Raw genomic sequence first — 12,070 nt, 5'->3', positions numbered from 1 at the left:
ACACATTTCCCGGCCCGGACCCCTTGGATAAGCCGATTGCACGACGGATCCCAGGCACCCAGTCGACCGCATGCGAGCACAGAGAGCCCTCAGCGAGAGATCGGCGCACTGAGAAGACCACCCGAATCGTCCACGTCCACTCCAGCCGTCCGCAACTCGAACGTGAACTCCCAGTCGTCGTCGACTGGCTGTACACGGATCGACGAAGGGACCGACTCTCCACCGTGGCGATACAGTTCGAGGGCGATCGGAAGCGTTGGAAGGACACCACGCCGTGGTGAGAGGGCGTACTCGGCGATTCGGACGACGACCGATCGCGTCCGGGTACCGGCATCGGCTGTCCCGAGTGACCGAACGTACCGACCGAACAGCCCGCACTCGCGCAACGAGTCGAACGTACACCGCAGTGGATCACCGGTCGTCTCGGGTTCCGGTAATCGAGTCGCAGCGCACGCGAGTACGGTCCGCGTTTCCTCGGCCGACAGCCGCTCGTCGAGTTCGGTCGCCATACTCTCGAGCAAGCGGAGGCACAGCTCGTCCGGATCGACGACGGTCTCGGCGAGTCGAACGTACTCATCCATGACGGCCGTCTCGACGGAATCGAACCCGCTGTCGCTGAGCGCCTCGAACACGGTCCCTGCAACCCGATGACAGAACTCCGCGAGGGCCCGGTGGTCGATCCCCGAGTGGGTGCGATTGATCACCGGTTCCGAAAGCGACCACGCCCCGGTGTCCGAGTCCGCTTCAGCGACGATGGCGTCCGACTGTGCCGGCTGTGGCGAGTCGACCAACGGACCCTGACAGACGATAATATCGTAGTACGGAAGCCGCGGATCGTACCGTCGAAGCGCCGATCGGTAGCAGTCGGTTGCACGCGCCGCCCGTCGGGCGATCGCTCGACTGTCGAACCGATGACCGACCGCCGGGACCGGTCGGTCGCCAGTTCGGCAACAGACGAGTGAAAAGTCACCAGCCTCGCTCGCGAGCGACTCGATGTACTGCCGCAACTCGACGAGCGTCGTTCCAACCACGACTACCGCCCCCGACTAGAGCCGTCCGGACAATCGGTCTCTGGCCTCATCGAGCGGTCGTTCGCACGGCCCGACCATATAATTTAGGTTAGCCTAAACTCCAGCAGACACTGCTGGCGCGACGACTCGGTGTACCAGTACCACTCCACGTAAAAACGAAACTGTCCACACCAACCAACAGCTCAATCGGGCTGTAACTCCCCCAGACAGTCGCGACCGATTCGATCGGGGGAGACCGCTCCCCCGGCCGGTCCGTCCACCGATCGACCGTCAGACCCGCGCGCCCGCTCTGTCGGGCACGTCGGCCCGGCTGTTCGCGTAGGCGCTGTAGGCCGAAAGCGCCGCGACAGCGAGACCGGAGACGATCGTACTCGTCGAGAGTACCGAGCTACCCATGTCGATCAGGTACGGCGAGACGACCGCCCACAGGCCGAGCAGGATGGCCAGCGATGCCACGCCGACGCTCGCCAGGTGGTCTTTCGAGAGGCGGTAGAAGTTGTACCCCGCGAGCGCGAAGATACCGGTTCCGACGAGGGTGTTGTTCCAGTACGCCGCATCCGTCGCCTCGTACAGGAAGGGCGAGGCGACGAGCCACAGGCCCACGATCGCGGCGAGCGCGCTCACCCACTGCAGTACGTCCGTGTTGAGGACGTTGCGTTCCGCGTCGCCACCGTATCCCGTGTCGCCACCCGCTCGCTCCGCGCCGCCGTCCGCCCGTAGCGTGTCAGTGTCTCCCATAACAGATGTCCAAACCCGTCGGCTGGCGAAAGTCGCGTTGCTTGCGTCATCCTGAAACGTCGCCTTACGACGTCCTGGGTCCTGGCAAGCAGACCCTGATGGTGCTGGGGCGGGAAGAGATACTGGCAGACAGAGCACGTCCGAAAATCTGATCGGTGCAGGCAAGCCCGACTCGGTCGTTCTGAATAAGCGCCACGAGTCGGACGTTCTGTAAACCGGCACGGGCCGGGCGTTCTGCAAACCGGATCGACTGTACTCGCCGCGTCAGACCAGTCCATCGAGCCGCCGCCGTCGAAACCGCGCCACACTGTAGCTCGTGACCAGCCAGGCGTAGCCGACCAGCACGACGGCGAACGCGAGCGCAACCGTGTGGGACAGTTCCGTCACGACACTGCTTAACAGTTGGACGACTGCAAGGGCCGCCGGTAACACGGTGTACAGTGTGCTTTCGATCGGGTGAGTTCGAAACATCGCCTCGAGCGTGGAGCGGTCGTCCAACATTACTGGATCGTAACCGAGCGTTGGCGCGTCCGGGTGAAGAACGTTTTTCGGCTTCGACGCGACTGTCCTGACGCCTGAATAGTCCGTGTTTCCGCAGGCGGCTACGACGCTCAACCGACTCCGCGATTGACGGGCACCGACCACCCGCGAGACGGTCATCCTGATTTGAGTAGGAAAGATGGCTTCGAGCTGAGTGCGTCGTATTGCGGCGTCGAAGAGACCCGAACGCGCCTCCAGTGATCACACGAATTGGCGACGCCCCCAGAACTGGACAGCGACGTTACTCGTTCTCGTTGTCGGTTAGTTCTAAGTAGACTATTCGTGTAGGGTCAGTGGTGGACGGTACCATATGACATGCATGTGAACCGGTCACCACTGGGGGAGAAGACGATGGCGACCAACACGACACCGTACGGCGAGACGAGAGCGGATATCGAGGAATCGTTGGGATTCGTTCCCGGCTTCCTCGACGGACTTCCGGAGCAGGCGCTCGTAAACGAGTGGCCGACGATGAAGCGATTCCTCTTCGGCGAGAGTGCGATCGACCCGAAGGTCCGCGAGTTCGTCGGGCTCGCGGTCGCCGCCGCGATCGGCTGCGAGTACTGCAGACACTTCCACAAGGGCGTCGCACAGCTCCACGGCGCCTCCGAGGCGGAACTATCGGAACTCGCGTTCCTCGCGAGCTACACGCCGCGATACAGCGCGATGATCCAGGCGCAAGATTACGACGTCGACACGTTCTACGAGGAGGCCGAACAGATCGCGACCCACGTCCAGGCCGGCGCGGCCGCGGGTGACTAAGGGAGAAGCAGAGATAGAGCGTGAAGAGAACGGAAACGAGAGAGAGAGAGAGAGAATAAGATCATGGCACAAGTACACAAACTCGACTGCGAATCAGCGGTCAACGACTGCCACTTCGTCGTCCAATCGGAAGACGAGGACGAGGCGCTGGAACTGGCACGAAACCACATGAAAACGGTCCACGGATCGGAGTACTCGGACGACGAACTTCGCTCGGAGTACTTACAGACGGCCTGAGCGGAACCGGAGCGACAACCGCGCCACTCTGAGATCCGTGACGCGACCGTCGCTCCGAATAGATCCGCGGACCTTCCGATCCGATTCGACGGGACCGATCGCCGCGCGAGGGCGAGGGCGTTCCGATATTTGACGGAGACGAAATCACGGACCGGCGGCAAGTACGGTAGCCGTGAGACGAGAACGGAAAGCGCGAATCAACCATTAGTGAGAATGCAAGATTCACCGAGAGAGCCGCCACTCGTCGAGAGATAGGTGACCCGGATCGATACGTGTCGACGAGAGTTGCAAAAAAATACCCGATGGTGCGAAGGTGGGTTGTTATCGCTTGAACGTGACGGTGTGCGACTCGCACCCGCTCCACGTGCACCCTTCGACGGTAACCGTCACTTCCGACAGATCGGTGGCGGCGCACGCCTCCATACTGACGGAGTTACCGAAGAGACTGAGTTTCCAGTTCCGACACAAGTTACCGTCGGTCAGCGACACACACTCTTTGACCGTCCCGTCGTTGAGGATGCCGCAGACCTCGATATTGTCGTCCTCGAACGTCACACAGACCTCGACCGAAATAGGGAGGAGCGGAATCGACTCACACTCCGTTCGGGCCGGCCCTACCTCCACGACGTGGGCCTCGTCATCGGATGCTTTCGAGTCGGGCGAGGCAGCAGCGGCCTGGGAGGCTCCGACGAGGCCGCCGCCAGCGACCACTGCACCAGTCGATTTCAAGACCGTTCTCCGGAGGACGTTATTGTCATCGGACATTGCGTGATGAGATAGCGCAAGGGAACGTAAAAAATTACCTGACTTTCTCATTTTTTTAGTTTTTAATTCAGATAGCAGAGATATTTCAACGGGAAGGCGACCTAAGGCAGCCAAGTTAAAATAGCCGGCCGAGAAGATTCATTGAGTTAAAGAAACAAATAGTCCGATCGAGGGCGATGGACGACGCGGTGGCTCAACCGGCCGGTCAGGGGCGCGGTCTCGGCCCGGGCCACCCAGACAAGCGGAGTACACGCCCCCGTTGCTCACGGACTCGCGTCGACCTCGACCGCGACTTCGTTACGACGCATGAACGGCGGGGTCCACGGATCGTCGTAGCGCAACAGGAACGGGGCGTCGACGGGTTCGTAACCTGCTCGTTCGACCGCTCGCAACAGCGTTCGTCCCAGACTATCGACACGCCAGGCCGGTGTGTACCAGGAGAACCGTTTCACGGCAACCGTCCTCGGCTGGTCGATCGCGAGCGAGACGGCAAGATCGGTTGGTTTCGGCGCCGACTCCGGGTCGATCGACGGGGGAAGGTAAAACGACAGTCGCACCTTGTCGTCGCCAGGCGGGGACGGTCCGTGCGTCTGCATCTCGGCGCCCTCCCTCGTCTCCGTTCGAACGGGCGCAGTCATCGCAATCGAATCGCCGCGCCGGGATTCGACGGGGCGGGTCATCGAAAGCGTCGAGGAACCCTCGTTCGCCCCAGTTATGTACCGGTAGAGTCGACGGAACGCCTCCCGCTGGTTCGACGCCGTCGTCTCGACACGAACCGTTTGCGGATAAGTTCGGATCTCCAGTCCGTCCACGGATCGCCGGCGTGCGTACGGGATCGCCTCGGTCGACCGGGTGGTGTAGACGCCCCAGGCGATCCAGCCGGTGAGCGCGGCGGCACCAACGAGAGCGGCTTTCGAAAGCGATCGCATAGTGTTCGTTCGCGACCCAGCCCGATGAAGGGCGGGGACGGGCAGGACGATTCGTCGGGCTCGCCAGCTCGGGGCGGTATCGGCTTGCTGACCACATACTGGATTTGCACTAACCGAGCCGTCAGACCGGGTTCGGTCGCAGGCGAAACCGTGATCGACTGCACCTCGAGTCAGCCTCACCGCCGACCGTACGTCGCCTCGAGGTACGCCGCGAATTCAGTGATACGATCCGGGTCGTCCGTCCAGAACCCCCGGTACCGGCCGGGATCGCGCTCCTCGGCGACGATCGCGGAGGCGTTTCGACCGGTCTCGTCGCCGTCGAAACAGACGAACCAGAACGCGTCGACCTCGCCACCGACCTCGTCGACGACGTCGATACCCGGCGGCAAGTCGTCGTCCCACTCGTCGGCGACGAGGACGCGCACGGTCAGGTCCGTCTCGGTCGCGAACCGATCGTAGATGGCCAGTTGGTCGGCGAACGCCGCTGCCGTCTGGAAGCCGGCGACGAGCCGACCAGTGGCAGTCCGCCACGCCCGCTCCTCGATCTCGCGGGTCACCGCGAGGAGCTGTCGTCGACTTGCAGACGTAAAGAGCGTGTTGTCGAGAAACGAGAAGATAGCCGCGGTGTCGACGGATTCGTCGAGTTCCCACGGCGGGTGGAGTTCGGGCGAGAGGAGCGCATCCAGCCGGTCGAGTCCGATCGCGCCACGGAAGTCGCCGGCCGCGTCCCGCACGAGCAGGAATCCCGGTTCGTCGCTCGCCGGAATCGGCCGGTGTCTGACCTGGACGTTCCGGGTCGAAAACTGCGCCGACAGCGCCGTCGCGGTCGATTCTGATGCCGCGTAGACCCAGAGCGTGCGCCGGCGGGCTTCGACGGATGCCACGGCGTCACTGAGCGAGTCCACGCTAGCTCACCTCGCGAGTCCAAGCGCCGCGTTCACCGTATCGTGACGGGGTGCAGCCTCGATCGTCCGGCTCGACCGATCGTAGGTGACGTACCCGGCCGCGTCAAGTTTGGGTAACACGGCGTGGTGAAGGCGAATGCGGACGTTTTCGTGATCCGCGGGTGTCGTGATCGTTCCTGAACGCATCGCGGTGAACCCGACGACGAAGTCCGCGAGCTGTGAGAGTGTCTGGTCCGGGTCGTGTGCGAGCGCGTAAACGGTGTACCGGGCATCTTCGCTGGAGAGAATGTCGAACACGTCACTCGGAATCGACTCGTCTCCGGCGAATTGTTGCCTCGCGAGCGTCGTTTCGAACCGGTGCCATTCCATGTCACGCCCCACGGTATCGAGGCGCAAAGGCGTATTCCCTGCGCGCACGAATATCACCATCCTCGACTGATCGGACCGTGTTCGACCTGCGTTCGGCGATTCCAGCTGCCTGACCGAGGATCGCCAGTACGGCACCGCCTCCGGTTTTCACACTGAACGGTCGGAAGACACCACCACCACCGCGACCCAAAGCGTAAACTCGGGTCACGCCTACGCTCGACCATGCAAGACGCCTACATCGTCGACGCCGTTCGCACCCCCTTCGGTAAGCGGGGCGGATCGTTTCGAGACTTCCACGCCCAGGATCTCGCGGCGACGCCGCTCGAAGCCCTCGAGGATCGAAACGACTTCTCCCAGAGCGGGTACCCCGAGGACGTCGTCTACGGCTGCGTGACGCCGATCGGCGAGCAGGGGATGAACGTTGGTCGGCTAGCCCCACTCGTTGCCGGGTGGGGCGAGGAGATCCCCGGCGTCCAGCTGAATCGGATGTGTGGCTCCGGCCAGCAGGCGATCAACTTCGCCGCGGGCCAGATTCGCGGCGGATTGGCCGACGTCCTCGTCGCCGGCGGCGTCGAACACATGACTCGCGTTCCGATGGGGGCCGATTCGGCGGCCGACGCGGACACCTACGCCGCCGAGACGGGCGTGACGGAGACGTACTTCGAGCACGTCGACGAACTAACGACGCAGGGCGAGGGAGCCGAACGCATCGCCGAGCAGTGGGACTGTACACGCGACGAACTCGACGGGCTCGCCGTCGACTCCCAGCGCCGATGGGGCCAGGCGGACGAGGCGGGCCACTACGACGAGCAGCTGATTGCAGTCGAGGTCACGGTCGACGGCGAGGAGCGCATCGTCGAACGCGACGAACACCCGCGCCCGGAGACCGACCGCGAGACGCTGGGCGAGCTCCCACTGGCCTTCCGCGAGGAGGGCGAAGGCGTCGTCCACGCCGGCAACGCCTCCGGGATCGTCGACGGCGCTGCGGCTACGCTGATCGCCTCCGGTGAGGCCTGCGAGCGCTACGGCTGGGACCCCCTCGCGCGCATCGTCGACACGCAGGTCGTCGGCGTCGATCCGATCACCATGCTCACGGGGCCGATCCCGGCGACGGCAGAACTCCTCGAACGCAACGATCTCACCGTCGACGACATCGACCGCTTCGAGGTCAACGAGGCCTTCGCCTCCGTCGTCGCCGCGTGGCTCGACGAGACGGGCGCCGACTGGGAGCGGACGAACGTCTGGGGCGGCGCCATCGCCCACGGCCACCCGCTCGGCGCGACCGGGGCGGCGCTGGTCGGCAAGCTTCCCTACCAGCTCGAGGCCTGCGACGGTCGGTACGGACTCTCGACGATGTGCATCGGCTTCGGACAGGGCATCGCGACGCTGATCGAACGGGTGTAGCCGCCGTCGGGCCGGCTGCCACCGTCGGGCCAGATACCGATCGTCGGTCCGATCCAACCGGTTGTTGTCAACTCACAAATATTGTAAGATTGTATAGGGTATTACGTCCCTCCGACGCGTGCTCACTACTGAGAGTCATGAGCACCATCACACCAGGCACCGAAGAATCGATCGAGACGAACTGGCGCCCGCTCGCGATTGCGGGCGGACTGATCGCCGTACTGGGACTGATCGCGGCCGCGCTCCCGTTCGGTACCGGCATCGCGCTCGCGTACGTCCTTGGCGCCGCGCTCCTCGTCGGCGGCGTCGTTCACGCCGGACACGCGTTCACGACCGACGGGTGGGCAGGGTCGCTCTGGCAAGCGGCACTCGCCGGGGTCACGATCGTCGCCGGCCTCCTCATCCTGGCCAACCCGCTGATCGGTCTCGCGAGCTTGACGCTGCTGGCTATCGCCTACCTACTGGTCGACGGACTGACCGAGGTCGTGGCGAGCCTCCGCATGGGAAGCGGCTCGGGCCGTGGCTGGGTCGCGGCCAGCGGCGTACTCTCGCTCGTCCTGGCCGGACTCCTGTGGGCAGGGTTCCCCGTCGACGCTGTCTGGGTCGTCGGCGTGCTTGTGGGCGCGAGCCTGTTCGTGACCGGGGTCTCGATGATCGCCGTCGCGTACGGTACCCGCAGGATGGAGAGACACGTCCCAGAGCCGGGAGAGAAATCTCGCGGCGTGTGAAACCCTGTTCTTTCGTGACGGCAGACGTCCAGTGGCCCCCCTACGCTCGTCGTCCCTCAAACCCCCAGACCGAACGCCAGCCCCAGGATCCCGATTCCGAACGCGTACAACGGGATCACGTAGCGCCAGACGGTGTTCGGAACGACGCGGACGAGGTAGGGACCGACGATCGCCGCAAGGAATCCACCGGCAAAGATCGACGGCAGCAGGATCAGATCGACGTCGGTGCCACGGTACAGCAGAACGAAGAACGCGACGACGCCGACGAACGAAACGATACCCTCCGCGAGCGTGGTGATGGCGACGGCGCTCTTCTCGTATACACCGGAGAGGATCTGGCCGAGCGTGACGACGGGACCGTAACCGCCCCCACCAATGCCCTTGTTCGTCCCGGCGAGTAGCGCGAACGCCGCGAGCCTGGCAGGGCGGTACTCGATGCGCGTCCGCAATTTCGCTCTGGCCAGGCCGGTCGCACCCATGACCAAAACGAGGATCGAGACGTAGGTCCGAATCGTGTCCCTCGAGAGCCCGATCGCGTCGTGGGCCAGGACGACCGACGCCACGACGGCGGCCGACCCGGTAACGACGAGCAGCCCGAGCAGCTTCGTCTCCTCGGAGAGCGGACGCACGGAGAGGGTCACGTTTTCGAGGTCGTTGTGAACGAGACCGGCGACGAGGCCCGTGACCGTCTCGGAAACCAGTAGCACAGGCACGATCTGCAACGGGTCGTACCCGAGGACGAACAACAACGGCGCCAGGCCCGTCCCGAATCCCATCCCCGCCGCGGAATCGGTCGTCTCGAAGACGAAGGCGACGACCACGACGACCGGCACGATCGGAAAGGCGAACGGGCCGCCGGGCGCAACGAGGACGGCGAGAACGGCCACGTAGACGGTGACGAGGACCGTGAGGCGAACCAGAGTGGCCCGCGGCAGGCGGAGCCGCTCCGCCGGCGTTCGGGTCCGGTCCAGCGCCTCGGCCTCCACGCCGATCCGCCGAGGCGGTTCGTCCGAGGGAAGCTCTTCGGCGCGGGGCCCCGTGTCCGGTTCGTACGTCTCGACGCCGAGCTCCTCGGGGGTGACGCCCAACTCGGTCGCTCGCTCACCCAGTTGCTCCCGCGAGACGCCCAGTTCGGCCGCCCGTTCGCCGAACCCGCCGGTCACGCCGTTCGCAGAGCCGTCGTCCACGTCGCGCTCGTCGGTGCTCGCACCGGACTCGTCGAGGAGATAGTCGTCGGTATCCGGGTCGGGTTCGTCCCTGTCCGTCGCGGAATCGTCTCCCGCCTCCCTCCCGTCGTCTTCGTCCGCCGGGCCGCCGTCGTCTCGGGTCACGGTCGCCTCAGGCGAGGTGCTCGGCGAACCAGTCGGCGGCGTGGTCTGCGACCGTCTCGAGTTGCCCTTCCCCCTCGAAGAGGTGTCCCGCGCCGGGGACGACCTCGAGTGAGCGGTCGCCGCCGAGTTGCTCGAAGGCCGCCTCGTTCCACTCGCGGACGGGGTGGTCGGCCCCGCCGACAACGAACAGCGTCGCCGCCGTGACGTCCCCGAGGACGGCCTCGGCCATGTCGACGCGACCGCCGCGCGAGACGACGGCGCCGACGTCCGTCTCCGGCCGGGCCGCCGCACGGAGAGCGGCCGCCGCCCCGGTGCTCGACCCGAAGTAGCCGACGGCGAGGTCGCCGACGTCCGAGCGCTCGCGAACCCACTCGGTCGCGCCGACCAGCCGTTCCGTGAGGAGGTCGATGTCGAACCGCGCGTCGGGGTCGCGATCCTCCGCCTCCGTCAGCAGGTCGAACAGGAGCGTGCCGACGCCGCGATCGCGCAGGCGCTCGGCGACGAAGTTGTTCCGCGGGCTGTGCCGACTGCTGCCGCTGCCGTGGGCGAACAGCACGAGGCCGCTCGCCCCCTCGGGCACACGGAGGTCGCCCTCCAGTTCGACGTCGCCGACGTCGATCGTCCGGAACGAGTCCGAACCGGTCGTCGACGGATTCGAGTCGTCCATCGCCCGTCTTACACCGTCTGCCGGATTAAACGAGCGGGGTGAACGCGCCGGCCAGAGGAGGGCCGTAGCTGCGAATCTGTGCTTCCGGATTCCGGGTCAGTGTCAGGTCACGGTTTCAGCCTCGGTGTGGAGAGACAACCGACACCTCCCGGTTGCCTCAAACCAGGTCGGTATAGATCGTGTCCATATCGACGCCGAAGGTCGACGAGAGGTACGCGAAGGCCTCGTTCCGTTGCGAAGACGTACTCTGTTCGTCTAGCCGTTCGAAGAGCGTCGAAAGGAACGGCCGCATCGCCCGGTGTAGGGTTTCGGTGTCACCAACGATTGTGATGACGTCGGAGAAGACGCGACCACCGAGCTGGACGGTGTCGTCCGATTCCTGCAACTCGTACGCCGCGAGTTCCCCAACGTCAGCGTCGGACCCGTCTTCTGCAGCGAGATAGAGACCGAGCAGTGCCGTCAGTGAGTCCTGTTGCTGGATCTTCTGCTCGTCGGTCCTGATGGTGTACTGGATCTCGTCGGGAGCCATCCCGCCGGACACCTCGTACCAGTCTGTACTCGGGGACAGTTCCCGAAGCGTGAACTCGATCATATGGATTCGCCCTCCTCGATCTGGGTAATCAGTTGGTCGAATTCGTCTACTTTCGTCATCGGCGAGTGACCACTTGCCTTCTGTAGCACTTCCCTGATAATGTACGTGGTTGCCTTGTCGCGATCGTACACGTCTTCGTACGGCGCTCCGGGATGTGCTTCACCTGCCGGGACGAACGACGTGATGAGTCGACCGTCGACGACGAGCGCGAATACGACGACGGGACCATCGCCACCGGCCACTTCGGAGACGTAGACCCGAACTGTCGCGTCATCGCTCGCTCTGGTTCCACCGTACACTTCATCAGGGTCTGTGATGACTTTCTGGAGCGTTTCGCGGACGTCTCCGACTGATTCCCCAAGCTGGTTGTGATCCCAGTCATCCTTCTCGTGGGCGATCCGGCGAACCTTGTCACCGATGTCGACGTGCTGCCCCTGGTAGTCAGAGATCGATGGCTCGAAGCCATCAGGCTCTGTATCACGTGGAGTCCGCTGAATTCGCAGGTCCGGCCCTGCTTGATTCTGTGCCAGCGACGCGTCACCCGTCGCTCCATTGCAGTCTGCCATCGACGCTCCTGGCATCCCCATGTCGGGAACGCCCGCGTCCGGAATGGGCGCGTCGGGCATCGGGGAATCCGGGATTGGCGCATCCGGCATGCCCAGCGGGGTACCGAGGGCCGACGCTGCGTCGCGCTCCTCGTCGCCGGCGCTGTCGCGCTCGGTTGAGCGCTCCCGGTCGGCGCGCTTCCGGCGCTTCTTCCGGCCCATCTATCTGCCCTCCGCGGGGACAGTGCGGATTTTGGGAAGGGGAGAGTTCCTAAAAGCCATCGATGCCCACATATTTAATTTAGCCCATTATAATTGTTTTCGCTACAGGTTTGAGGGATGAATGTTGGAGGTGGCGCGGGTGTCTGGATGTTGTTGCGGATCTATAGTAGACAGCAGGGAAAGCTCAGGAGAGACGGTGGACTTTTGGAAAGGACTGGAATGGGCCGTGAACCTACAGCACAGCGTGTGGCTACGGCCAAGGTCCCAAACTAACCGCCGCGCCGCTGGCCGCCCCAGCAGAAAAA

At 64.2% G+C, this 12,070-nt stretch carries 15 protein-coding genes; 4 read left to right on the top strand and 11 right to left on the bottom strand.

Translation table 11 applies throughout. The annotated features are described in order from the left end of the window. Positions 1-89 precede the first annotated feature (89 nt). From HALRU_RS04445 to HALRU_RS04435, 3 genes are all read right to left on the bottom strand, one after another. Positions 90-1,031, bottom strand: a complete 942-nt coding sequence (locus tag HALRU_RS04445; RefSeq protein ID WP_015300205.1) for a DUF7551 domain-containing protein — start codon at positions 1,029-1,031, stop codon at positions 90-92. Between the two features lie 270 nt (positions 1,032-1,301). Next, the gene (locus HALRU_RS04440; protein ID WP_015300204.1) at positions 1,302-1,769 is read right to left on the bottom strand and encodes an SPW repeat domain-containing protein; all 468 of its coding nucleotides are present in this window, start codon (positions 1,767-1,769) and stop codon (positions 1,302-1,304) included. 264 nt (positions 1,770-2,033) lie between these two features. Then, positions 2,034-2,270, bottom strand: coding sequence for a hypothetical protein (locus HALRU_RS04435; RefSeq protein WP_148680436.1), 237 nt, complete (start codon positions 2,268-2,270; stop codon positions 2,034-2,036). A gap of 390 nt (positions 2,271-2,660) precedes the next feature. On the opposite strand from HALRU_RS04435, the gene HALRU_RS04430 reads away from it, so the two are divergent. Both HALRU_RS04430 and HALRU_RS04425 read left to right on the top strand, forming a co-directional pair. Next, entirely contained in the window at positions 2,661-3,071 is a 411-nt protein-coding gene (locus tag HALRU_RS04430) for a carboxymuconolactone decarboxylase family protein (RefSeq protein ID WP_015300202.1), read from the top strand. 63 nt (positions 3,072-3,134) lie between these two features. Continuing rightward, positions 3,135-3,308, top strand: coding sequence for a DUF1059 domain-containing protein (locus HALRU_RS04425; protein WP_015300201.1), 174 nt, complete (start codon positions 3,135-3,137; stop codon positions 3,306-3,308). A gap of 321 nt (positions 3,309-3,629) precedes the next feature. On the opposite strand, the gene HALRU_RS04420 is transcribed toward HALRU_RS04425, so the two are convergent. From HALRU_RS04420 to HALRU_RS04405, 4 genes are all read right to left on the bottom strand, one after another. Further along, positions 3,630-4,073, bottom strand: a complete 444-nt coding sequence (locus HALRU_RS04420; protein ID WP_015300200.1) for a hypothetical protein — start codon at positions 4,071-4,073, stop codon at positions 3,630-3,632. 263 nt (positions 4,074-4,336) lie between these two features. Continuing rightward, positions 4,337-5,002 carry an SOUL family heme-binding protein gene (locus HALRU_RS04415; protein ID WP_015300199.1) on the bottom strand — a complete coding sequence of 222 codons (666 nt, stop codon included), beginning with the start codon at positions 5,000-5,002 and terminating at the stop codon, positions 4,337-4,339. Positions 5,003-5,178: 176 nt separating this feature from the next. Then, entirely contained in the window at positions 5,179-5,907 is a 729-nt protein-coding gene (locus HALRU_RS04410) for a hypothetical protein (protein ID WP_015300198.1), read from the bottom strand. A 6-nt stretch (positions 5,908-5,913) separates the two neighbouring features. Further along, positions 5,914-6,276, bottom strand: a complete 363-nt coding sequence (locus HALRU_RS04405; protein WP_015300197.1) for a DUF7344 domain-containing protein — start codon at positions 6,274-6,276, stop codon at positions 5,914-5,916. A gap of 222 nt (positions 6,277-6,498) precedes the next feature. On the opposite strand from HALRU_RS04405, the gene HALRU_RS04400 reads away from it, so the two are divergent. Both HALRU_RS04400 and HALRU_RS04395 read left to right on the top strand, forming a co-directional pair. Beyond that, positions 6,499-7,680, top strand: coding sequence for a thiolase family protein (locus HALRU_RS04400; RefSeq protein ID WP_015300196.1), 1,182 nt, complete (start codon positions 6,499-6,501; stop codon positions 7,678-7,680). 137 nt (positions 7,681-7,817) lie between these two features. After that, positions 7,818-8,408 carry an HdeD family acid-resistance protein gene (locus HALRU_RS04395; RefSeq protein ID WP_015300195.1) on the top strand — a complete coding sequence of 197 codons (591 nt, stop codon included), beginning with the start codon at positions 7,818-7,820 and terminating at the stop codon, positions 8,406-8,408. Positions 8,409-8,464: 56 nt separating this feature from the next. Here HALRU_RS04395 and HALRU_RS04390 read toward each other — a convergent pair whose 3' ends face one another. From HALRU_RS04390 to HALRU_RS15950, 4 genes are all read right to left on the bottom strand, one after another. After that, entirely contained in the window at positions 8,465-9,739 is a 1,275-nt protein-coding gene (locus tag HALRU_RS04390) for a sulfite exporter TauE/SafE family protein (RefSeq protein WP_015300194.1), read from the bottom strand. Positions 9,740-9,746: 7 nt separating this feature from the next. Further along, the gene (locus tag HALRU_RS04385) at positions 9,747-10,406 is read right to left on the bottom strand and encodes a dienelactone hydrolase family protein (RefSeq protein WP_015300193.1); all 660 of its coding nucleotides are present in this window, start codon (positions 10,404-10,406) and stop codon (positions 9,747-9,749) included. Between the two features lie 157 nt (positions 10,407-10,563). Continuing rightward, positions 10,564-10,998 (bottom strand): hypothetical protein, encoded by a 435-nt coding sequence (locus HALRU_RS04380; RefSeq protein ID WP_015300192.1) that lies wholly within the window; start codon positions 10,996-10,998, stop codon positions 10,564-10,566. Continuing rightward, positions 10,995-11,765, bottom strand: coding sequence for a hypothetical protein (locus HALRU_RS15950; RefSeq protein ID WP_015300191.1), 771 nt, complete (start codon positions 11,763-11,765; stop codon positions 10,995-10,997). The genes HALRU_RS04380 and HALRU_RS15950 overlap by 4 nt, the downstream gene beginning before the upstream one ends. Positions 11,766-12,070: the final 305 nt, after the last annotated feature.

This window comes from Halovivax ruber XH-70 (assembly GCF_000328525.1).
In the GTDB taxonomy this organism is placed as follows: Archaea; Halobacteriota; Halobacteria; order Halobacteriales; family Natrialbaceae; genus Halovivax; species Halovivax ruber.
This window is presented reverse-complemented; position numbering and strand designations above follow the sequence as displayed.

Bases quoted from the DNA above. Each gene is read 5' to 3' on its own strand.
- HALRU_RS04440 (WP_015300204.1), bottom strand. From the start codon at position 1,769: ATGGGAGACACTGACACGCTACGGGCGGACGGCGGCGCGGAGCGAGCG.
- HALRU_RS04435 (WP_148680436.1), bottom strand. From the start codon at position 2,270: ATGTTGGACGACCGCTCCACGCTCGAGGCGATGTTTCGAACTCACCCG.
- HALRU_RS04430 (WP_015300202.1), top strand. From the start codon at position 2,661: ATGGCGACCAACACGACACCGTACGGCGAGACGAGAGCGGATATCGAG.
- HALRU_RS04425 (WP_015300201.1), top strand. From the start codon at position 3,135: ATGGCACAAGTACACAAACTCGACTGCGAATCAGCGGTCAACGACTGC.
- HALRU_RS04420 (WP_015300200.1), bottom strand. From the start codon at position 4,073: ATGTCCGATGACAATAACGTCCTCCGGAGAACGGTCTTGAAATCGACT.
- HALRU_RS04415 (WP_015300199.1), bottom strand. From the start codon at position 5,002: ATGCGATCGCTTTCGAAAGCCGCTCTCGTTGGTGCCGCCGCGCTCACC.
- HALRU_RS04405 (WP_015300197.1), bottom strand. From the start codon at position 6,276: ATGGAATGGCACCGGTTCGAAACGACGCTCGCGAGGCAACAATTCGCC.
- HALRU_RS04400 (WP_015300196.1), top strand. From the start codon at position 6,499: ATGCAAGACGCCTACATCGTCGACGCCGTTCGCACCCCCTTCGGTAAG.
- HALRU_RS04395 (WP_015300195.1), top strand. From the start codon at position 7,818: ATGAGCACCATCACACCAGGCACCGAAGAATCGATCGAGACGAACTGG.
- HALRU_RS04385 (WP_015300193.1), bottom strand. From the start codon at position 10,406: ATGGACGACTCGAATCCGTCGACGACCGGTTCGGACTCGTTCCGGACG.
- HALRU_RS04380 (WP_015300192.1), bottom strand. From the start codon at position 10,998: ATGATCGAGTTCACGCTTCGGGAACTGTCCCCGAGTACAGACTGGTAC.
- HALRU_RS15950 (WP_015300191.1), bottom strand. From the start codon at position 11,765: ATGGGCCGGAAGAAGCGCCGGAAGCGCGCCGACCGGGAGCGCTCAACC.